Source organism: Streptomyces sp. NPDC006923, from assembly GCF_040635655.1.
GTDB lineage: Bacteria > Actinomycetota > Actinomycetes > Streptomycetales > Streptomycetaceae > Streptomyces.
Map to the genome: position 1 here is coordinate 37,146 of NZ_JBEYIF010000012.1, position 20,757 is coordinate 57,902.

Below are 20,757 nucleotides of genomic sequence, written 5' to 3' on the forward strand. Positions count from 1 at the left end.
TTGCTCACAGCATGGCTCCCATCGGCGTACCCTCGACAGCGGTTTCCGTACCGACCACGAATCTGGGAAAAATGGTGGTGCTCGTATGGCCCGGCCCGCACGTGAACTGACGCCCGACAGGTCCGCCCGACATTTGTTCGGTGCCAAGATGCGGAGCTTTCGCGAGAGAGCCGGTCTGACCCTGGAGGGCCTGTCCGGCGTGGTGCTCGTCAGTAAGAGCCACCTGTCCCGGATCGAGACGGCGGAGTACATGCCGCCCCGCGAACTGCCCGCTCAGCTCGATGTGGCATTCGGGACGGACGGAATCTTCGAAGAGCTGTACGGCCTGGCCCGCAAGGAAATTCATCCGGACAAGTACCGGCGGCGCATGGAACTGGAGGCCCGGGCCCGGGTCATTGACGAGTACTCGGGACACGTCGTCCCCGGACTCGTTCAGACGGAGGAGTACGCCCGCGCGCTTTTTCGCGTCAGCAACCCACGGGCGACACAGGACGAGATCGAGGAGAAAGTATCGGTCCGGATGGGCAGGCAGAGCTTGCTGAGGGCCGACCCACTGCCCGACCTGTCCCTGGTCCTCGACGAAGCGGTGGTACGGCGCCCGATCGGGGGCGCGGGCGTGATGCGGGCTCAGTTGGCCGCGCTGTTGGAGCTTGTCGACGGTCCCGCGAGCGTTGTCCAGATTCTGCCGTTCGAGCACGGGGAACATGCCTTCCTGGGCGGCTCATTGACGGTTCTCACGCTGGACAACGGCTCGGTCGTGGCCTACGAGGAGAGCATCAGCACGGGCCAACTCCTGGAAGACCAGGAAAGCGCTGGCGTTCGCAGGCGGGCCTACGATCTGATGAGGGCCTACGCCCTGTCGCCACGTAATACGGCGTCTCTCATCCGGTCCACGATGGAGGCCCTTTCCCCATGAGCACCATCCCGGATCTCTCCCAGGTGGAGTGGATCAAGTCGACTTACAGCAACGGAGACGGCGGCAACTGCCTTGAATGGGCGCCCACCGTCGTCGGCGCCGTCGTCCCCGTGCGGGACAGCAAGGACCCGAGCGGTCCGGCCCTCATGTTCCCGGCCGAGGGCTGGTCCGCGTTCGTCACCGCCGTGAGCAATGGCGGTTTTCCCGCTTCCTGAGGCACAACGCGCCAATCAGCCCCGTCACTCGCCGCCGGAGTGGCGGGGCTCGCTGCGTCCCACCACCGCGCCCGCCCGGTCGATGCAGATCACATCAACCTCCACCGGCGCACCGCGCAGTACCGCCAGCGCCTCGTCCCTGGCCCGCCTCGCCACCGCGTCCCCCAGCGCCACTCCCCGGGACTCGCAGAGCCGCAGCGCCTCCAGGCCGGTGTTGGCCGCAGCCACCCGCGCCGCCAGTGCCGCGTCCGCGCCTGCTCCGGTGGCCAGTTCCGCCAGGAACGCCTTGTCCACCTGTGAGCGCGCCGAGTGGAGGTCGAGGTGGCCGGCGGCCAGTTTGGAGAGTTTCGCGAAGCCGCCGCAGATCGTCAGGCGGGCCACCGGGTGGCGGCGGATGTACTTCAGGACCGCGCCCGCGAAGTCACCCATGTCCAACAGGGCGTCCTCCGGCAGACCGTGGGTGGCGACGACCGTCTTCTCCGACGTCGAGCCGGTGCAGCCCGCCACATGCGTACGGCCGGCGGCGCGGGCCACGTCCACGCCGCGTCTGATCGAGTCGATCCAGGCCGAGCAGGAATACGGGACGACTATGCCCGTCGTGCCGAGTATGGAGAGGCCGCCGAGGATGCCCAGCCTCGGGTTCCAGGTGGAGCGGGCGATCTCCGCGCCGTTGTCGACCGAGACGGTGATCTCCACATCGCCCGTGCCGCCGTGGCGGGCCGCGACCCGTGCCACATGGGCGCGCATGAGCCGGCGCGGCACCGGGTTGATCGCCGGTTCGCCGACCTCCAGCGGAAGGCCGGGCCGGGTGACCGTCCCCACACCGGGGCCCGCCCGGAAGACCACCCCCGAGCCCGGCGGCAGCAGCCGTACCGTCGCGCGGACCAGGGCGCCATGCGTGACGTCCGGGTCGTCGCCGGCGTCCTTGACCACGGCGGCCATGGCGTGGTCCCGGGAGAGTTCCTCGCGGGACAGTGCGAACGCCGGCGTCTGGCCCTTCGGCAGCTCGACCGTGACCGGGTCGGGGAACTCTCCCGTCAGCAGTGCCGTGTACGCGGCCGTCGTCGCCGCCGTCGCGCACGCACCCGTCGTCCAGCCGTGCCGCAGACCCGTGTGCTTGAGTTGGGCATCGCGCCCGCCCGTCACACCCTCAGCCATGGAGAGACCCCGAAGACCCGATGGACCTATCCCCGATGGACCTATCCCCGACGGACCTATCCCCGACGGACCCATCCCCGATGGACGTATCTCCTATGGACATAGCGCAGACGGACACATCTCCGGAGCACCGGCCGCCGCATGTGCTGGTCCTCGGCGGGACCACCGAGGCCCGGCTGCTCGCCGGGGCGCTCCACGGACGGCTGCGCGTCACCAGTTCCCTCGCCGGACGTGTCGCACGGCCCGTGCCGCTGCCCGGAGAGGTGCGGATCGGCGGGTTCGGCGGCGCGGAGGGGCTGGAACGCTGGCTGCGTGAGCATCGCGTGGACGCACTCATCGACGCCACCCATCCCTTCGCCGGAACGATCAGTTTCAACGCGGCGCGTGCCGCCACCGCCGCTCATGTTCCCCTGCTGGCCCTGCGCCGCCCCTCCTGGGTCCCGGTGCCGGGCGACGACTGGCACCGGGCCGGTTCGCCGGCGGAGGCGGCCGGGGCGCTCCGGGGGCTCGGCCGCCGGGTCTTTCTCACCACCGGGCGCATGGGCCTCGCCGCGTTCGCCCGGCCGGACCTCGACGACCACTGGTTTCTCGTACGGTCCGTCGACGCCCCCGACCCGGGGACGCCCACGCCCGCCAGGATGGAGACCCTGCTGGACCGGGGCCCCTTCACCCTGGAAGGAGAACGCGAGCTGCTGCGCCGCCACCGCCTCGACGTGCTGGTGACCAAGGACAGCGGCGGCGCCGCCACCGCGCCCAAGCTCGCCGCGGCCCGCGAGGCCGGCCTGCCGGTGGTCGTCATCAGCAGACCGCCGGTCCCGGACGGCGTGCCCGTCGTGACGACCCCGGACGAGGCGGCGCGGTGGCTGGCTCAGCTCTCCGGTGGCGAGCTTTCCGGATAGCGGCGCGGCGTCCAGACGATCTGTTCGCCGTCGCCCCGCCGGACGGTCACCGTCTGCGAGGAGCCGACAATCAGGATCGTCCGCATGTCGACCTGCGCCGGATCGAGGTCGGCGAGCCGCACGATCCGTACGCTCTCCTCCGGCCCGCCCACATCGCGGCCGAGGACGACGGGAGTGTCCGGGGCGCGGTGCTCCAGAAGCAGTTCACGCGCCTTGCCGACCTGCCAGGTACGGCTGCGTGAACCGGGGTTGTAGAGCGCCAGCACCAGATCGGCGGCGGCCGCCGCGTGCAGCCGTTCGGCGATGACCTCCCACGGCTTGAGCCGGTCGGACAGCGAGAGCACGGCGTAGTCGTGGCCGAGCGGGGCGCCGGCCCGGGCCGCGGCGGCGTTGGCGGCGGTCACGCCCGGCAGCACCCGCACCGGGACCTCGTCGTACGGCGGCCGGGACGCCACTTCCAGTACGGCCGTGGCCATCGCGAAGACGCCCGGGTCGCCGCCCGAGACCACGGCCACCCGCCGGCCCCGCCGGGCCAGGTCGAGCGCGAACTCGGCGCGCTCCGACTCGACCTTGTTGTCGGAGCCGTGCCTGATCTGGCCGGGACGGACCGGCACCCGGTCCAGATAGGTGGTGTAGCCCACGAGGACCTCGGCCGCGGCCAGTTCGCCGCGCGTCTCGGGGGTGAGCCACAGCGGTCCCGCCGGGCCGGTGCCGACGACCACGACCTCGCCGCGTCCGGCCGGCGCGGGCACGGCGTCGATCCGGCTCGGCAGGACGGCGACCGAGAAGTACGGCACGGACTCCGGGTCGGTCCCGGCCAGCGGGCCGGTGCGCTCGCCGCTCATGGTGGCGCGCTCGACATACCGGGCGTCCGCCAGCCGTCCGGCCCGTTCGACGGCCCGCCGTACGGTGGGGAAGGTGCGGCCGAGCTTCATGACGACGGCCGAGTCCGCCGAGGCCAGGCGGGCCGTCAGCTCCTCCTCGGGCAGGGTGCCCGGCAGGATCGTCAGCACCTCCTCGCCCTCGACGAGCGGGGTGCCGAGCCGCGCGGCGGCGGCGCTCACCGAGGTGACACCGGGGACGACCTCGGTCGGATAGCGGTCGGCGAGCCGCTTGTGCATATGCATGTACGAGCCGTAGAAGAGCGGGTCGCCCTCGGCGATCACGGCGACCGTCCGTCCCGCGTCCAGATGCGCGGCGAGCCGGGCGGCCGACTCGGTGTAGAAGTCCTCCATCGCGCCCCGGTATCCGCCCGGATGGCCGGTGGTCCCGGTGGTGACCGGGTAGACCAGCGCCTCCTCGATATGGTCCGGGCGCAGATGTCCGGCGGCGATGGAACGGGCTATGGAGCGGCCGTGCCGGGCGCTGTGATACGCGATCACATCGGCCTCGGCGATGACCTGCACGGCGCGTACGGTCATCAGTGACGGGTCGCCCGGGCCGAGGCCGACTCCGTACAGCCGCCCGGTGGCGGGCCCGGGGGCCGCGGGGGTGTTCGCGTTCACTCTTCCTCGCTCGCTATCGCGTTGATGGCGGCGGCGGCGATGGCGCTGCCGCCGCGCCGTCCGCGTACGACCAGGTGTTCAAGCCCGGAGGGGTGTCCTGCCAGCGCGTCCTTGGACTCGGCGGCGCCGACGAAACCGACCGGCACACCGATGACGGCCGCCGGGCGCGGCGCGCCGTCCTCGATCATCTCCAGCAGCCGGAAGAGCGCCGTCGGGGCGTTGCCGACGGCCACCACCGCGCCGTCCATCCGGTCCCGCCACAGATCGAGCGCGGCAGCGCTGCGGGTGGTCCCCGCCGCGGCGGCGAGCGCGGGCACCGAGGGGTCGGACAGGGTGCAGACGACCTCGTTGCCGGCGGGCAGCCGCTTGCGTGTGACCCCGCTGGCGACCATGGCGACATCGCACAGGATCGGCGCGCCCGCGCGCAGCGCCTCGCGGGCGCGCGCCACCACCCCGGGGGTGAAGGCGAGGTCGCGCACCAGGTCGACCATCCCGCAGGCGTGGATCATCCGCACCGCGACCTGCGAGACATCGGCGGGCAGCCCGGCGAGGTCCGCCTCGGCGCGGATGGTGGCGAAGGACTGGCGGTATATCGCCGCGCCGTCCTTCTCGTAGTCGAACACTGTGGACACTGTGGTCTCGCTCATCTCGTCACTGGGGTTGTGCGTGCCGTCGCCACCGCTTCGGCGAGCTCCGGTCCGGTCGCCGCCGTCCTCGGCGGCGCCGGAAGGTTTCCTGTCACGGAGACTACGGAGACGCTGTAGCCGCCTTCGCCGGTCGCCACCACGTCCACCCGGTCGCCCTCGGGACGGCCGCAGCGGCGCGCGCAGCCGGACCAGTACACGGGGAGTCCGCCGGGCGCGGTTCTCGTGGCCCCGGCCGCGTCGGACCGTATGTCGGAGAGGGCCTTGGCGCAGCCCGGCCGGCCGGTGCAGGCGCCGACGCCGTACCAGGGCGAGTCCGGGGCGGTGATCAGCCCGGCCGTACGGAGTCCGGCCAGCAGGCCCCGGGCCGCCGCCGGTTCGAGCCCCGGCACGATCACTCCGCGCCATGGAGTCACCCGCGGTTCGCCGCCGCCGGCCGTCAGCGCCCGCCAGCGCGCCACGCTCAGCCGTCCCAGCGGTGCGTACACGGAGACGGCCACGGTCCCTTCGGGGGAGTGGACCAGTCCGGGGGGCGGGGCCGCCGCCGGCGGCGGCGCCACCTGCGCGAGGGGCTCCGCCGCGATCCCGGCCCCGGCCAGTCGCGTGGCCACCGCCGCGTCCAGCCCATGGCCCGCGGGGAGTTCTCGTACCCGCCAGGCGCCCGAGCCGCCGGTCTCCGCGACCGTGAGAAAGGTCTCGGCCGCCAGCAGGGCCGCGCGCGGGGCGTCGGCGGCGGCCACCCGCAGCGCGGCCGGCGCGGACTCCCCTGCGGCTGTCTGGTTCGTCCCGGTATACAGCGCGGCCGTCCCGTCGCGCCGTGCGAGCAACGTCACATCCGCGCCGAGCGCCGCCATGTCGCCGCGGCCGTCGTCCAGCGCGAACAGGAAGCGTCCCGAGAGAGCCGTCGCGGTCTCGCTCGCGCACAGCAGCGTGTCCAGTTCCCGTGTCCACAACTGGACGTCCGCGCCGGGGACTCCGTCCAGTCCGGCGAGCGGCGAGGCGACGATGTTCCGTACGCGCTCATGCCGGTCGGAGGGGAGCAGACCGGCCTCGCCCAGCAGCTCCGCCAGCTCCGCGCCGCAGCTCTCGCCCAGCCCCCGAAGCTGCACATTGCCCCGCGAGGTGATGTCCAGATGCCCGTCGCCAAGCCGCTCCGCCGCCGAGGCCAGCACGTCGGCCTGATGGTGCGTCAGCAAGCCGCCGGGCAGCCGCAGTCGGGCCAGCCGTCCGTCGTCGGCCGGGTGCAGCCGGAGCGCGCCGGGGCAGGCGTCACCGCGCTCCCGCACGGGAGCTTCGTCCCGGTTCACGGGTGTTGGCGAGGTGGGCGGCATGGCGGCGAGCATACCCACGTGGCCGGACGCCCTCCCCTGCCGTTCCGGCCATCGTGCGGGCGCCCTCCCCGCCCGTGACCTGCACCACCTACTATGCAGACGGCGGGTCGACAGACCCGTCACCGCCAGCGACGGCGTCAGGGGAGGAAGCCCGGTGAGAATCCGGCGCGGTCCCGCCACTGTGAGCCCGGCAGCAGCCGGGTGAGTCAGGAACTCCCGCCGTCCTCACCACCGCCCGGGGCGCGGACCCCGAGGAAGGCGTGACGCCGCATGATCCTGCTCCTGTCGACGTCCGACACCGACCTGCTCAGCGCACGCGCGGCCAACGCGCTGGAGGGCCCGGTCCCGTACCGGTACGCCAACCCGGCCCGGCTCGCGCTCGACGAGCTGCCCGCGCTGCTGGACGGCGCCGATCTCGTCGTCGTACGGCTCCTCGGCGGGCTGCGCGCCTGGCAGGACGGCATCGATCTGCTGCTCGCCGGAGACCGCCCCGTCGTGGTCCTCACCGGTGAACAGGCCCCGGACGCCCAGCTCATGGAAGCCTCCACGGTGCCCATCGGCATCGCCGCGGAGGCGCACGCCTATCTCGCCCACGGCGGCCCGGCCAATCTGGAGCAGCTCGCCCGGTTCCTCGCCGACACCGTCCTGCTGACCGGCCACGGCTTCGAGCCGCCGGCAGCCGCGCCGTCCTGGGGCCGGGTCCACCGCCGGGTGGAGGCCCTCGACGCCCTCGGCAGCCGGCCGGTCATCGCCGTGCTCTACTACCGCGCCCACCACCTGAGCGGCAACACCGCCTTCATCGACACCCTGAGCGAGGCCATCGAGGAGGCGGGCGGCCGGGCCGTGCCGATCTTCGTCGCCTCGCTGCGCGCCCCCGAGCCCGAGCTGCTCGACGCGCTGCGCGGGGCCGACGCCATCGTCACCACCGTGCTCGCCGCGGGCGGCACCCGGCCCGCCGAGGCGTCCGCCGGCGGCGACGACGAGTCCTGGGACGCGGGCGCGCTCGCCGCGCTCGACGTACCGATCCTCCAGGCCCTCTGCCTCACCAGCAGCCGCGCCGCCTGGGAGGAGAGCGACGAGGGGTTGTCCCCGCTGGACTCCGCGTCGCAGGTCGCCGTGCCGGAGTTCGACGGCCGCCTGATCACCGTGCCGTTCTCCTTCAAGGAGATCGACGAGGACGGTCTGCCCGCGTATGCCGCGGACCCCGAGCGCTCGGCGCGTGTCGCCGGGATCGCCGTACGGCACGGGCGCCTGCGCCACATCCCGAATCAGGACAAGCGTCTCGCCCTGGTGCTCTCCGCGTATCCGACCAAGCACTCCCGGATCGGCAACGCCGTCGGCCTCGACACCCCCGCGAGCGCCGTCGCACTCCTGCGCGAACTGCGCGGCGACGGCTACGACTTCGGAGACGAAGAGGTGCCGGGGCTGGAGTCCGGCGACGGCGACGAGCTGATTTACGCCCTGATCGAGGCCGGCGGCCACGACCAGGACTGGCTCACCGAGGAGCAGCTCGCCCGCAACCCCGTCCGGATCCCGGCCGCCGACTACCGGCGGTGGTACGGACAGCTCCCGGCCGACCTGCGGGAAGCCGTCGAGCGCCACTGGGGTCCGCCGCCCGGCGAGATGTTCGTGGACCGGAGCCGGAATCCGGAGGGCGACATCGTGCTCGCCGCGCTGCGGCGCGGCAATCTGCTGATCCTCATCCAGCCGCCGCGCGGCTTCGGCGAGAATCCCATCGCGATCTACCACGATCCCGATCTGCCGCCCTCGCACCACTACCTGGCCGCCTACCGCTGGATCCAGGCGGCCCGGGCGGACGGCGGCTTCGGCGCCGACGCCATGATCCACCTCGGCAAGCACGGCAACCTGGAGTGGCTGCCCGGCAAGAACGCCGGGCTCTCCGCCTCCTGCGGCCCGGACGCGGCCCTGGGCGACCTGCCGCTGATTTATCCGTTCCTGGTCAACGACCCGGGCGAGGGCACCCAGGCCAAGCGCCGGGTCCATGCCACGCTGGTCGACCACCTGGTGCCGCCGATGGCGCGCGCCGAGTCCTACGGCGACATCGCGCGGCTGGAGCAGCTCCTCGACGAGCATGCCTCGATCGCGTCCATGGACCCGGCCAAACTGCCCGCGATCCGCGCCCAGATCTGGACACTGATCCAGGCCGCCAAGCTCGACCACGACCTCGGTGTGGCCGACCGGCCCGAGGACGAGGGCTTCGACGAGTTCATCCTTCATCTCGACGGCTGGCTCTGCGAGATCAAGGACGCGCAGATCCGCGACGGTCTGCATGTCCTGGGCGGCGCGCCCACCGGCGAAGCCCGGGTCAACCTCGTCCTGGCCATCCTGCGCGCCCGGCAGATCTGGGGCGGCACCTCGTCCCTCCCCGGCCTGCGCGAGGCCCTCGGCCTCGACGAGTCCGCCGCCACCCGCACCACCGCCGACGAGGCGGAGGAGCGGGCGCGCGCACTCGTCCAGGCCATGGAGGACGCGGACTGGGACCCGGCCGCCGTGCCGGAGGTGGCCGCCGGCCAGGCACCGGCCGTCCTGGACATCCTGGACTTCGCGGCCACCGAGGTCGTGCCGCGTCTGGCCGGCACGACCGCCGAGACCGATCACGTGCTGCACGCGCTGAGCGGCGGATTCGTCCCGGCGGGCCCGTCCGGCTCGCCGCTGCGCGGCCTGGTCAATGTCCTGCCGACCGGCCGGAACTTCTACTCCGTCGACCCCAAGGCCGTGCCCTCGCGCCTCGCCTGGGAGACCGGGCAGGCCCTCGCGGACTCCCTGCTGGAGCGGTACCGCACCGACAACGGCGACTGGCCGACCTCCGTCGGACTGTCCCTGTGGGGCACGAGCGCCATGCGCACCTCCGGCGACGACATCGCGGAGGCGCTGGCGCTGCTCGGGGTCCGGCCGGTCTGGGACGACGCCTCCCGCCGCGTCACCGGACTCGAAGCGATATCCCCGGCCGAACTCGGCCGCCCCCGTATCGATGTGACGCTGCGCATCAGCGGCTTCTTCCGCGACGCGTTCCCGCACGCCATCGGGCTGCTGGACGACGCCGTACGGCTGGCCGCCTCGCTGGACGAGCCCGACGACACCAACTTCATCCGCGCCCACGCCCGGGCGGACCTGGCCGAGCACGGTGACGAACGCCGTGCCACCACGCGTATCTTCGGCTCCCGGCCCGGCACCTACGGCGCGGGGATCCTCCAGCTCATCGACAGCCGCGACTGGCGCACCGACGCGGACCTCGCGGAGGTCTACACGGCCTGGGGCGGCTACGCGTACGGCCGGGAACTCGACGGCCGGCCCGCCCGCGCCGAGATGGAGACCGCGTACAAGCGCATCGCGGTGGCCGCCAAGAACACCGACACCCGCGAGCACGACATCGCGGACTCCGATGACTACTTCCAGTACCACGGCGGCATGGTCGCCACGGTGCGCGCGCTCAAGGGCACCGCCCCGGAGGCGTACATCGGTGACTCCACCCGGCCGGAGACGGTCCGTACCCGCAGCCTGGTGGAGGAGACGTCCCGGGTCTTCCGGGCCCGCGTGGTCAACCCGCGCTGGATCGAGGCCATGCGCCGGCACGGCTACAAGGGCGCCTTCGAGCTGGCCGCGACGGTCGACTACCTCTTCGGGTACGACGCCACCACGGGCGTGGTGGCCGACTGGATGTACGACAAGCTCACGGAGACCTACGTACTGGACCCGGAGAACCGCGAGTTCCTCCAGGAGGCCAACCCCTGGGCGCTGCACGGCATCGCGGAGCGGCTGCTGGAGGCGGAGTCCCGGGGCATGTGGGCGAAGCCGGACCCGGCGGTGCTGGACGCGCTGCGCGCGGTGTTCCTGGAGACGGAGGGGGAGCTGGAGGGCGAGGACTGACCCCCACCGCCCGAACCCCCCGGGCGTGCGCGCTCTGTCGTGAGCCGTCCGGCCCGTAGGTCTTGTCATGACGTGGCGTGGGTCGGCGTCCGGCACCGGAGCGCCCCGAAGACTGCCGGATTACGGCAATGCGCGAGGTGTCCGCCGGTCACACAATGGGCAGTGCACAGACGGGGGGAGTGCCCCGGATGCCGGGATGCGGAAACGCGGGGGAGGGGAAGGCCGAGGCGCGGGTGGTTGAGCGGCCGGAAGCGATACTGGTCGCTGCGTCATGTTCACCTGGGCCGACAGCAGTTCCACGGACACAAGGGTGTCGTCGTAGACGTGGAATGTCTCCTGCGGCCACTGTCGTCGCCTCGGTGTTGCCATCGGGACGACACCCGAGTTTCTGGTCAGTGGATCTTGTATTGGTCGTGCGGGACGGCTCGTGACCACGTCATCTCGAAGGCTTCGGCGCAGAGTTCCGCGGCGCGCGGGTCGTCGCTGATCTCCTCGCCCGTGGAGGTCCCGTCGCCGGCGAAGTGGTTCCAGTGGACCCACTGGTCGTCGAAGAGCCAGAAGTCATTGCCCGGCAACGCGATGTCCGAGGCGTTGCGGCGTGCCAGCCACCGCACCTGCTCACCGGCCGCCACGTTGGTGAAGGTCGCGGAGTGCTCGTACCGGATGTATTCGCTGACCGGCTCGGACACAATGCGGGCTCGGCGTACGGTGACTCCACGCGCCACGGTCGCCGACATCAGATCCAACCAGGGCCGCCACCATGAAGCCCGGTCCGCGGGGTCGAGCCGGACTCCGGCACGCCACTCGGCGAACGGTCCCTTCTCGTAATCGACGGCATATGAGTCGCGCATCTCCAGATGCACCGCTGAGTACCTGCATCGGCTGATCAGCTCATCGAAAGTCGGCACGTTCGACGGCATCGCACGCCTCCCTGATCAGGTGCGCCATCCGTGCGGGGATCCGGATCACAGCCTCGTTCTGGGGGATGCCCATGGCATGCCCCAGGACAGCCTCATGAAGAGATCACGGAAACTCGAAGTCAGGGCCACACCAGGCAATAGGGCTGATGCCCCGCGTCATGCAGTCTGTGGCTGAAGTCCTGCCATTCGTGCAGGAGTTGATAGACGTTGTACGCGTCCCGGGGGCCGCCCCGGTCCGGGACCGTCGACCATATGAACGCCGCCGCGCCCACCGACTCCTCGCCGATGCCCCGGAGGGGGTCGACGACCGTCATGGGAAGTTTCACCACCGCGTAGTCGGGGTGCAGCACGACCAGTTCCAGCGGGGGCACCTTGTGCAGAGGCATGCCCTGTATGCCGGTCAGGACCATCGCGGCTATGGTCTCGGGCTTGATCTTGGTGAACATGCCGCCCATGCCGAGTTCGTCGCCGCCCAGCTCTTCGGGGCGCATCGAAATCGGGACCCGTGCCGCCGTGGCGCCGTTGGGCGCGCCAAAGTATTTGTAGGTCACCCCCACCCGGCCACTACTCCTGCTCCCCGCGGGCTGCTCCCGGGCCTCGTGTCTCCGGTGCTTCCCCCGGCGGGCAGGCTCGGGACCCAGGTCGTCGGTCCCCTCGCCCAGTCCGCCACCGCGATGCATATCTCCACCCGACCACTCGCAGCCCTGGCCGCGCAACCCGATCATCGTGACAGTGACCTCCCCCACGGACGTGCGGTGAAACACCTGTCCGCAAGAACGTCTGAGCCTCTGACACCATGGATTGCGTGAGCTTCCCCTATGACGCCCCAGTTTCGCAGACGCTTTTCGACCGCGCGGCCCTCGTGACGCCCGGCGGCGTGAACTCTCCCGTCCGTGCCTTTCGCGCGGTGGGCGGTACGCCCCGGTTCATGGTGTCCGGTAACGGTCCATACCTCATCGATGCGGACGGCCGTGAATATGTCGACCTCGTATGTTCCTGGGGGCCGATGATTCTCGGTCATTCCCACCCCGAGGTGATCGAAGCGGTCCAGGCGGCGGTCGCGCGCGGTACGTCGTTCGGTACGCCGGGTGAGGGCGAGGTCGCGCTCGCCGAGGAGATCGTGGCCCGGGTCGCCCCCGTGGAACAGGTACGGCTGGTGTCGTCCGGCACTGAGGCGACCATGTCCGCGATCCGGCTCGCCCGTGGTTTCACCGGGCGTGCGAAGGTCGTGAAGTTCGCCGGCTGCTACCACGGCCATGTCGACGCGCTGCTCGCGGCGGCCGGCTCCGGGGTGGCGACCTTCGGGCTGCCCGACACGCCCGGCGTCACCGGTGCGCAGGCGGGCGACACCATCGTCCTGCCGTACAACGACCTCGACGCCGTGCGCCGGGCGTTCGCCGCGCATCCGGGTGAGATCGCCTGTGTGATCACGGAGGCGTCGCCGGGCAACATGGGTGTGGTGCCGCCGCGCGACGGTTTCAACGCGGGGCTCAAGGAGATCTGCGCCGCCGACGGCGCGCTCTACATCTCCGACGAGGTGATGACCGGGTTCCGTACGTCGAAGGCGGGCTGGTACGGCGTCGACGGCGTCGCGCCCGACCTGATGACCTTCGGCAAGGTCATGGGCGGCGGCTTCCCCGCCGCCGCGTTCGGTGGCCGCGCCGACATCATGGGCCGGCTCGCCCCGGCGGGACCGGTCTACCAGGCGGGCACGCTCTCCGGGAATCCGGTCGCCACCGCCGCGGGCCTGGCCCAGCTCCGGCTGCTCGACGACGCGGCGTACGAGAAGGTCGACGCGGTCTCGGAGGAGATCCAGGCGCTGGTGACGGAGGCCCTCGGCAAGGAGGGCGTCGCCCACCGGGTGCAGAGGGCGAGCAATATGTTCTCTGTCTTCTTCACGGCCGACGAGGTGTACGACTACGAGGGCGCGAAGAGGCAGGAGTCGTTCCGCTTCACCCCCTTCTTCCACTCGATGCTCGCCGACGGCGTCTATCTGCCGCCGTCCTCCTTCGAGTCCTGGTTCGTCTCCACCGCCCACGACGAGCGCGCGATCGAACGGATCGCCGCAGCACTGCCGGCGGCCGCCCGCGCCGCCGCCGAAGCCACGGACCCGGAGAGCGCGGCATGAGCGACAGCGACATCGGCAACGAAACGACCATCGTCCATCTGATGCGCCACGGCGAGGTCCACAATCCGGACGGTGTGCTGTACGGCCGCCGCGCCGGCTACCACCTCTCGGACCTGGGCCGTGAGATGGCCGACCGGGTCGCCGAGCATCTGGCGGGCCATGACATCGCTCACGTCGTCGCCTCCCCGCTGGAGCGCGCCCAGGAGAGCGCGGCTCCGCTCGCCAAGAGCCACGGTCTGACCCTCGACACCGACGACCGGCTGATCGAGGCCGCGAACATCTTCGAGGGCAAGTCCTTCGGCGTCGGTGACGGCGCGCTGCGCAAACCGGCCAACTGGAAGCACCTCACCAATCCCTTCCGGCCGTCCTGGGGCGAGCCGTACGTCGACCAGGTCGTACGGATGATGGGCGCCCTGGGCGCCGCGCGTGACGCGGCCCGCGGCCGGGAGGCGGTCTGTGTCAGCCATCAGCTTCCGATCTGGATCGTCCGGAGCTTTGTCGAGCGCCGCAGGCTCTGGCACGATCCGCGCCGGCGGCAGTGCACCCTCGCCTCGCTGACCAGCTTCACCTATCACGGTGACAAGATCATTTCCGTTGGCTACACCGAGCCGGCCCGTGATCTCGTGCCGGCCCATCTCCTCGCCGGTGCCAAGCCGGTGAAGGGAGGGGCCAAGGCATTCGGTGCCTGAGCCTCGGTCCGCGCTGCCGGACCGGTTGCTTTCCAGCCATATTCGGTCGCCTTCCGTACGCCTGTGGTCCTGTCCGGTCCATATCGGACAGGATGCAGGGGCCTCAATGAGCTCTGTCACATTCGTTGTTACATAACTAAAAACGGAACATCTCCTGGAACCTCCGCGTTCGGTACGACATCTCACGAGTTGCCGCTTGTAAGACTGTCAGAGCGGTATGACGAACGAGCGCGGATGGGAACGGTATGCGGGACATCAGCCGAAGGGCTCTGCTCGGAGCTGGAATGGGAGCCGCGGCCGCGGTGGGAATCGCGGCCTGCCGCCCCGGCGGCGGAGGCGGGTCCGATCGGTCCGGGACCGCCGCGAGCGGTGGCACGGGTGGAGGCGAAACCGCCGGCGCGCGCCCGGCGAGCCGTCCCCCGGGCCGGGAGGTCCGGCTCATCGGGGACGGTTCCACTTCCGACACCGGAAAGCAGCCGCACCAGCCGCCGCCGCCCGTCCCCCTCGAACCGGGCGAGACCCCGCCGCAGTTCGTGATCTTCTCCTGGGACGGGGCGGGCGAGGTCGGCAACGGCCTTTTCCCGCGATTCCTGGAACTCGCCAGGAATCATGGCGCGGCGATGACCTTCTTCCTCTCGGGTCTCTATGTGCTGCCCGAATCCAAGAAGACGCTCTACCGGCCGCCGAACAACCGCACGGGCGCGTCCGACATCGGCTATCTCACCGACGCGCATGCCAGGGAGACACTGAAGAACGTCCGTCAGGCATGGCTCGACGGCCATGAGATAGGCACGCACTTCAACGGGCACTTCTGCGCGGGCTCGGGCTCGGTGGCCCGCTGGACCCCCGAGCAGTGGCGCAGTGAGATAGACCAGGCTGTGTCCTTCGTCACGGAATGGCGGACGAACAGCGGCTGGACCGACCTCGAACCGCTGCCTTTCGACTACCGCAAGGAACTCGTCGGCGCCCGTACGCCCTGTCTGCTCGGCCAGGAGAATCTGCTGCCGACCGCGAAGAAGCTGGGCTGGCGTTATGACGCCAGTTCCCCCGGCGGCACCCAGAAGTGGCCGGACAAAATGGGCGGTGTCTGGAATCTCCCGCTCCAGGCCGTCCCATTCCCGGGGCATTCCTTCGAAGTCCTTTCCATGGACTACAACATGCTCGCGAATCAGTCGCACAACTCGACGCGCGGTATGCCCTCGCGCTACCCGGGGTGGCGCAAGCAGGCGACCGGGGCCTATCTCGCCGGTTTCCGGCGGGCGTACGAAACGAACCGCGCGCCGTTCTTCATAGGCAATCATTTCGAGGAATGGAACGGCGGGATCTACATGGACGCCGTGGAAGAGGCACTGAAGGGGATGGCGGGCAAGAACGACGTACGGCTGGTCTCGTTCCGCCAGTTCACCGACTGGCTCGACGTCCAGGACCCCGCCGTACTCGCCAAGCTCCGTACGCTGGACGTCGGACAGGCTCCGGCGGGCGGCTGGAACGCTTTCTTTAAGAGCGCCTGACAAGGGGCTTTCCGGGCACCCAGGGGGGTGCGCAAGATCCTCGAAACGCCCATGCGAAACTTTTCACATGAACTCAGGCCGCGCCCCCCGACGCCGCTCCGGCCGTCGACTCCGCGCCATCCTGCCGGTCACGGTCGTCGCGGCGGCGCTGACGCTTTCGGCGTGCAGCGGCGGCGGCAAGTCCGGTGGCGGCGGCAACAGTAATTTCGTGACGAACACCGGCGGTATCGCCACCGTCGCGAAGGCGGACCGTACGGCGGTCAAGGACATCGCGGGCGAGACCCTGGAGGGCGAGAAGCTCGATGTGGCCGACCTCCGGGGCAAGATCGTTGTGCTGAACGTCTGGGGCTCGTGGTGCGGGCCCTGCCGCGCCGAGGCGCCGTATCTGGTGAAGGTCGCCAAGGAGACCGAGGCCAAGGGCGTGGCGTTCGTCGGGATCAACACCCGGGACCCCAACAAGGGGCCGGCGCTCGCGTTCGAGAAGGACTACGGCGTCGGCTACCCGAGCCTGTACGACCCGGCGGGCAAGCTCATCGTCAACGGTTTCCCCAGGGGCAGTCTCAATCCGCAGGCCATCCCGTCCACGATCGTGCTCGACCGGGACGGAAAGATCGCGGCCCGCTCGCTGATGGCGCTCGACGCGGAGAAGCTGCGCAAGATGATCGACCCGCTGATCGCGGAGAAGTGATGCGCCGCACCTTCCCGCCGCGGAGCACGGCATGAACGAGACGGTCTACAGCGGCGCGCTGCTGCTCGCGCTGCCGATCGCGCTGTTGGGCGGGCTGGTCTCCTTCTTCTCGCCGTGTGTGCTGCCGCTCGTGCCCGGTTATCTCTCGTATGTCACCGGCGTCAGCGGGACCGATCTCGCCGAGGCGAAGCGGGGCCGGATGGCCGCCGGCGCCACCCTCTTCGTCATCGGCTTCACCGCCGTCTTTGTCTCCGGCGGCGCGCTGTTCGGCTACTTCGGCGCGACGCTCCAGGGATACCGGGACATCCTCTCCAAGGTCCTCGGCGCGCTGATGATCGTGATGGGTGTGCTCTTCCTGGGGCTGATGCCCTGGCTCACCCAGCGTGAATTCCGCTTCCACCGGCGTCCGGTGACCGGTCTGGCGGGCGCCCCGCTGCTCGGCGCGCTCTTCGGGATCGGCTGGACGCCCTGTCTCGGCCCGACCATCTCGACCGTGAACGCGCTGGCGATCGATCAGGCGAGCGCGGGCCGCGGGGCCATACTCACCGTCGCGTACTGCCTCGGGCTGGGCGTGCCGTTCGTGCTGGCCGCGGTGGCGTTCCGCAAGGCGCTCGGCGCCTTCGGCTGGGTCAAGCGCCACTACATGTGGGTGATGCGGATCGGCGGCGCGATGATGATCGTGACCGGTCTGCTGCTGCTGACGGGTGCCTGGGACAGCATCATGCAGCAGATGCAGGGCTGGTCAGACGGCTTCACGGTGGGGATCTAGTGCCATGAGCAAGACAGAGACCGACAGCACGGCCGAGGCATCGGCGGCGGGAGCCGCTTCCGAGGCCGGGGACGCGCGCGACCTCGGCGCCGCCGGCTCCCAGCTCTCCACCGCGCCCCGCGAGGAGACCTACATCGGTGGCCCGGTCCTGGGGGTCGTCGGCTGGCTCCGCTGGTTCTGGCGGCAGCTCACCTCGATGCGCGTCGCGCTGATCCTCCTCTTCCTGCTCTCCCTCGGCTCCATCCCCGGCTCGCTGATCCCGCAGACCAGCGTCGACGAGCTCAAGGTGCAGACCTTCAAGGACCTGCACAAGACGCTTGCCCCGATCTACGACAGGCTCCAGCTGTTCGAGGTCTACAGCTCGGTGTGGTTCTCCGCGATCTACATCCTGCTGTTCATCTCCCTCATCGGCTGTATCGTCCCGCGCACCTGGCAGTTCGCCGGTCAGCTCCGCTCCAGGCCGCCCGGCGCGCCCAAGCGGCTGACCCGGCTGCCCGTCTACACCACCTGGCGCACCGCGGCCGAGCCCGAGGCCGTCCGTGAGGCCGCGCTCGCGATGCTGCGCAAGCGCCGCTTCCGTGTCCATGTCGCGGGAGACGCCGTGGCCGCCGAGAAGGGCTATCTCCGCGAGGTCGGCAATCTGGTCTTCCATGTCGCCCTCATCGTGCTGCTGGTGGCCTTTGCCACCGGACAGCTCTTCAAGTCGGAGGGCGGCAAACTGGTCGTCGAGGGCGACGGCTTCTCCAACACCCTCACGCAGTACGACGACTTCACGTCGGGGTCGCTGTTCAGCACGGACAACCTGGCGCCGTTCAGCTTCACCCTGGACACGTTCACCGCGACCTACGAGCGCAGCGGTCCGCAGCTCGGCACCCCCCGTACCTTCGAGGCCGCGATCCGCTACTCCACGGGCGACGGCGGCACGGAGCGGAAGTCGGTCATCCAGGTCAACAAGCCCCTGGTGGTCGACGGCTCCAAGGTCTATCTGATCTCCCACGGCTACGCCCCGGTCGTGACCGTCAGGGACGGCCGCGGCCAGGTGGTCTTCAAGGGCGCGGTCCCGCTGCTGCCCATCGACAACAACTTCTCGTCCACGGGCGCCATCAAGGTGATGGACGGCTACCGGGACAGGAACGGCAAGAAGGACCAGCTCGGCTTCGCCGCGTTCTTCGTGCCGACGTACGGGGGCAAGGGCTCCGGGCAGATGTTCTCGCGCTTCCCCGCGCTGGACTTCCCGGTGCTCAATGTGGGCGCGTACCACGGCAGTCTGGGCGTCGACTCCGGGCTGCCGCAGAACGTGTACCAGCTCAAGACCGACAAGATGAAGGCTTTCAAGGACGCCAAGGGCGATGTCCTGAAGAAGACCCTGCTGCCGGGCGAGAGGCTCACGCTCCCGGACGGTGCCGGCTCGATCACCTTCGAGAAGGACGTCAAGGAGTGGGCGAGTTTCCAGATCTCGCAGCAGCCCGGTGGCCTCTGGGCCCTGATCGGGGCGGTCGCCGCCATCGGGGGTCTGGCCGGTTCACTCTTCATCCAGCGGCGCCGGGTCTGGGTCCGGGCCGTGCGGGGCGCCGACGGCGTCACCGTCGTCGAGATGGCGGGACTCGGCCGCAGCGAGTCCGCCAAGCTCCCTGAGGAACTGGCCGATCTGGCCGTCACCCTCAATTCAGAGGCGCCCACCGCGCCTGATCCCGCAGAAGAGATTGTCGAAGGGGCTGAGAAGTGAGTCTCGCCGCCGCAGCAACCAATGAGAGCCTGGCGAACACCAGCAATGTGCTGATCTATTCGTCCATGGCCGTCTACACGCTCGCCTTCTTCGCCCATATCGCGGAGTGGCTGCTCGGCAGCCGGAGCAAGGTCGGCCGCACCGCCGCCGCGCTCACCGGCGACGCCCGCGCGGCCGGCGGGGGTCCGGTCACGATCCAGGTCGCCCAGAAGGGCGGCGCCACGGCCGTCCTGGAGCGGCCGAAGATCATCACCCGCTCAGCCGCCGGCGCCCGTGATGTCCCGGACGGCCCCGGCGCGCACGGCGGCGACGCCAAGGGGGATCTGTACGGCCGCATGGCCGTGTCCCTCACCGTCCTCGCCTTTGTCATCGAGGCGGCCGGTGTGGTCGCCCGCGCGCTCTCCGTACAGCGGGCCCCCTGGGGCAACATGTACGAATTCAACATCACCTTCTCCACCGTGGCCGTGGCCGTGTATCTCACGCTGCTCGCGCTGAAGAAGAACGTCCGCTGGATCGGACTGCCGCTCGTCACCACGGTCCTCCTCGATCTCGGGCTCGCCGTCACCGTCCTGTACACCGACAGCGATCAGTTGGTTCCCGCCCTTCACTCGTACTGGCTGTGGATCCATGTCTCCACCGCGATCTTCTGCGGCGCGGTCTTCTATGTGGGCGCGGTCGCCACGCTGCTCTACCTCTTCCGTGAGCGGTACGAGTCCAAGCTGGCCGGGGGCGGCACACCGGGCTCCTTCGCCACTTCCGTCATGGAGCGGCTCCCGGCGTCCGCGACGCTCGACAAGTTCGCGTACCGCGTCAACGCCGCCGTCTTCCCGCTCTGGACCTTCACGATCATCGCGGGCGCGATCTGGGCCGGCGACGCCTGGGGCCGCTACTGGGGCTGGGACCCCAAGGAGGTCTGGTCCTTCATCACCTGGGTCGCGTACGCCGCTTATCTGCACGCCCGCGCCACCGCCGGCTGGAAGGGCCGCAAGGCCGCCTATCTGGCGCTGATCGCCTTCGGCTGCTGGCTGTTCAACTACTACGGCGTGAACATCTTCGTCACCGGCAAGCACTCGTACGCGGGCGTCTGACCGGCGGACGGCGCAGCGGAACGCCCCGCGCGGGACCGACCCCGCGCGGGGCGTTTCCTTGGCTCACGCCTCATCAGTTCTCCGGGCGTCCCGGAAGACACACGGGACGGCATGGACGACCCGTCGGCCGGACGGGCGGTCCCGGGGGGTCAGGACGTCGGCGGGGTGTCCTCCGCGCTGCCGCCGCCCTTCTCGCGGCGCTCGATCTCCTCCTCGCGACGGCGCAGATCCGCTTCCCACTGCTCCAAGTGGGCCGCGGCCTCCTTGTCGTCGAGAGGCGATGCGGCCTTCGGCTCCACCGGGGCGGCGGCTGCCGGCCCGCCCCGCCCGTCCGCGCGGCCCCGGTCGTCCCTCAGGGAGCTGTCGTCCTTCAGGGAGTTGAGGAAGTCCGGATTGTCGTCCGGCGCGACCCAGCCGCCCCGACGGCCCGCCGCCGCGCGGCCGGCCGTACGGTCCCGTCCCACGATCAGCCAGGAGATGGAACCCACCAGCGGGAAGAGAAGCACCAGAATCGCCCAGATGGGCTTCGGGAGATAGCGGATGTCTTTCTCTTCGGTCGTGATGCAGTCGATGAACGCATAGATGCTGAGAGCCAACGGCACCAGAATCATCAGCACCCGAAGCATGGAGCTCCCTCTGCGTACGGAGATTCGGGACCGGATCGGCGGTCCCCGGACAGTCC

The 20,757-nt window shown here is 70.5% G+C and carries 18 protein-coding genes, 1 pseudogene and 1 riboswitch; of the genes and pseudogenes, 11 read left to right on the forward strand and 8 right to left on the reverse strand.

All coding sequences use genetic code 11. The annotated features are described in order from the left end of the window. Positions 1-148 precede the first annotated feature (148 nt). A complete protein-coding gene (locus ABZ707_RS23440; protein ID WP_360178295.1) occupies positions 149-916 on the forward strand; it encodes a helix-turn-helix transcriptional regulator in 768 nt (255 codons plus the stop codon). Then, complete coding sequence (locus ABZ707_RS23445; RefSeq protein ID WP_360178298.1) at positions 913-1,131, forward strand: DUF397 domain-containing protein; 219 nt, start codon at positions 913-915, stop codon at positions 1,129-1,131. Before ABZ707_RS23440 ends, ABZ707_RS23445 begins: the two co-directional genes overlap by 4 nt. 24 nt (positions 1,132-1,155) lie before the next feature. On the opposite strand, the gene ABZ707_RS23450 is transcribed toward ABZ707_RS23445, so the two are convergent. Next, positions 1,156-2,289 carry a cobalt-precorrin-5B (C(1))-methyltransferase gene (locus ABZ707_RS23450; RefSeq protein ID WP_360178301.1) on the reverse strand — a complete coding sequence of 378 codons (1,134 nt, stop codon included), beginning with the start codon at positions 2,287-2,289 and terminating at the stop codon, positions 1,156-1,158. Positions 2,290-2,369: 80 nt separating this feature from the next. Here ABZ707_RS23450 and ABZ707_RS23455 point away from each other — a divergent pair, with 80 nt between their 5' ends. Next, positions 2,370-3,188, forward strand: a complete 819-nt coding sequence (locus tag ABZ707_RS23455) for a cobalt-precorrin-6A reductase (protein ID WP_360178304.1) — start codon at positions 2,370-2,372, stop codon at positions 3,186-3,188. On the opposite strand, the gene ABZ707_RS23460 is transcribed toward ABZ707_RS23455, so the two are convergent. Genes ABZ707_RS23460 through cobG form a run of 3 tightly spaced genes read right to left on the reverse strand, consistent with a single transcriptional unit; the run spans position 3,158 to position 6,668 of the window. Beyond that, a complete protein-coding gene (locus tag ABZ707_RS23460; protein ID WP_360178307.1) occupies positions 3,158-4,693 on the reverse strand; it encodes a precorrin-2 C(20)-methyltransferase in 1,536 nt (511 codons plus the stop codon). The two genes, ABZ707_RS23455 and ABZ707_RS23460, sit on opposite strands and share 31 nt — an antisense overlap. Then, positions 4,690-5,316: a precorrin-8X methylmutase gene (locus tag ABZ707_RS23465; RefSeq protein WP_360178704.1), complete on the reverse strand. Its 627-nt coding sequence runs from the start codon at positions 5,314-5,316 to the stop codon at positions 4,690-4,692. The genes ABZ707_RS23460 and ABZ707_RS23465 overlap by 4 nt, the downstream gene beginning before the upstream one ends. A gap of 20 nt (positions 5,317-5,336) precedes the next feature. Beyond that, positions 5,337-6,668, reverse strand: coding sequence for a precorrin-3B synthase (gene cobG / locus ABZ707_RS23470; protein ID WP_360178310.1), 1,332 nt, complete (start codon positions 6,666-6,668; stop codon positions 5,337-5,339). A 143-nt stretch (positions 6,669-6,811) separates the two neighbouring features. Then, a riboswitch (cobalamin riboswitch) is annotated at positions 6,812-6,884 on the forward strand. A 54-nt stretch (positions 6,885-6,938) separates the two neighbouring features. Between cobG and cobN the strand changes: the two genes are divergently transcribed. Then, complete coding sequence (cobN, locus tag ABZ707_RS23475) at positions 6,939-10,556, forward strand: cobaltochelatase subunit CobN (RefSeq protein ID WP_360178313.1); 3,618 nt, start codon at positions 6,939-6,941, stop codon at positions 10,554-10,556. A gap of 264 nt (positions 10,557-10,820) precedes the next feature. On the opposite strand, the pseudogene ABZ707_RS23480 reads toward cobN, so the two are convergent. The 3 genes and pseudogenes from ABZ707_RS23480 to ABZ707_RS23490 form a co-directional block, all read right to left on the reverse strand. After that, positions 10,821-10,937, reverse strand: a pseudogene (locus ABZ707_RS23480) (transcriptional regulator); the annotation flags it as partial. Between the two features lie 11 nt (positions 10,938-10,948). After that, positions 10,949-11,476 (reverse strand): DUF6879 family protein, encoded by a 528-nt coding sequence (locus ABZ707_RS23485; protein WP_360178316.1) that lies wholly within the window; start codon positions 11,474-11,476, stop codon positions 10,949-10,951. 119 nt (positions 11,477-11,595) lie between these two features. Next, complete coding sequence (locus tag ABZ707_RS23490) at positions 11,596-12,156, reverse strand: hypothetical protein (RefSeq protein ID WP_319680056.1); 561 nt, start codon at positions 12,154-12,156, stop codon at positions 11,596-11,598. Positions 12,157-12,272: 116 nt separating this feature from the next. On the opposite strand from ABZ707_RS23490, the gene hemL reads away from it, so the two are divergent. From hemL to ccsB, 7 genes are all read left to right on the forward strand, one after another. Further along, positions 12,273-13,604, forward strand: coding sequence for a glutamate-1-semialdehyde 2,1-aminomutase (hemL, locus tag ABZ707_RS23495; protein ID WP_360178320.1), 1,332 nt, complete (start codon positions 12,273-12,275; stop codon positions 13,602-13,604). Next, on the forward strand, positions 13,601-14,293 hold the full coding sequence (locus ABZ707_RS23500) for a histidine phosphatase family protein (RefSeq protein ID WP_360178323.1): 693 nt from the start codon (positions 13,601-13,603) through the stop codon (positions 14,291-14,293). The genes hemL and ABZ707_RS23500 overlap by 4 nt, the downstream gene beginning before the upstream one ends. Positions 14,294-14,538: 245 nt before the next feature. Beyond that, positions 14,539-15,804: a hypothetical protein gene (locus tag ABZ707_RS23505; protein ID WP_360178326.1), complete on the forward strand. Its 1,266-nt coding sequence runs from the start codon at positions 14,539-14,541 to the stop codon at positions 15,802-15,804. A 67-nt stretch (positions 15,805-15,871) separates the two neighbouring features. After that, positions 15,872-16,492 (forward strand): TlpA disulfide reductase family protein, encoded by a 621-nt coding sequence (locus ABZ707_RS23510; protein WP_360178329.1) that lies wholly within the window; start codon positions 15,872-15,874, stop codon positions 16,490-16,492. 31 nt (positions 16,493-16,523) lie between these two features. Beyond that, on the forward strand, positions 16,524-17,261 hold the full coding sequence (locus tag ABZ707_RS23515; protein WP_360178332.1) for a cytochrome c biogenesis protein CcdA: 738 nt from the start codon (positions 16,524-16,526) through the stop codon (positions 17,259-17,261). 4 nt (positions 17,262-17,265) lie between these two features. Further along, entirely contained in the window at positions 17,266-18,987 is a 1,722-nt protein-coding gene (locus ABZ707_RS23520; RefSeq protein ID WP_360178335.1) for a cytochrome c biogenesis protein ResB, read from the forward strand. Next, positions 18,984-20,075 (forward strand): c-type cytochrome biogenesis protein CcsB, encoded by a 1,092-nt coding sequence (ccsB, locus tag ABZ707_RS23525; RefSeq protein WP_360178338.1) that lies wholly within the window; start codon positions 18,984-18,986, stop codon positions 20,073-20,075. The genes ABZ707_RS23520 and ccsB overlap by 4 nt, the downstream gene beginning before the upstream one ends. Before the next feature lie 149 nt (positions 20,076-20,224). Here ccsB and ABZ707_RS23530 read toward each other — a convergent pair whose 3' ends face one another. Beyond that, positions 20,225-20,701, reverse strand: coding sequence for a PLD nuclease N-terminal domain-containing protein (locus tag ABZ707_RS23530; protein ID WP_360178341.1), 477 nt, complete (start codon positions 20,699-20,701; stop codon positions 20,225-20,227). Between the last annotated feature and the right edge of the window lie 56 nt (positions 20,702-20,757).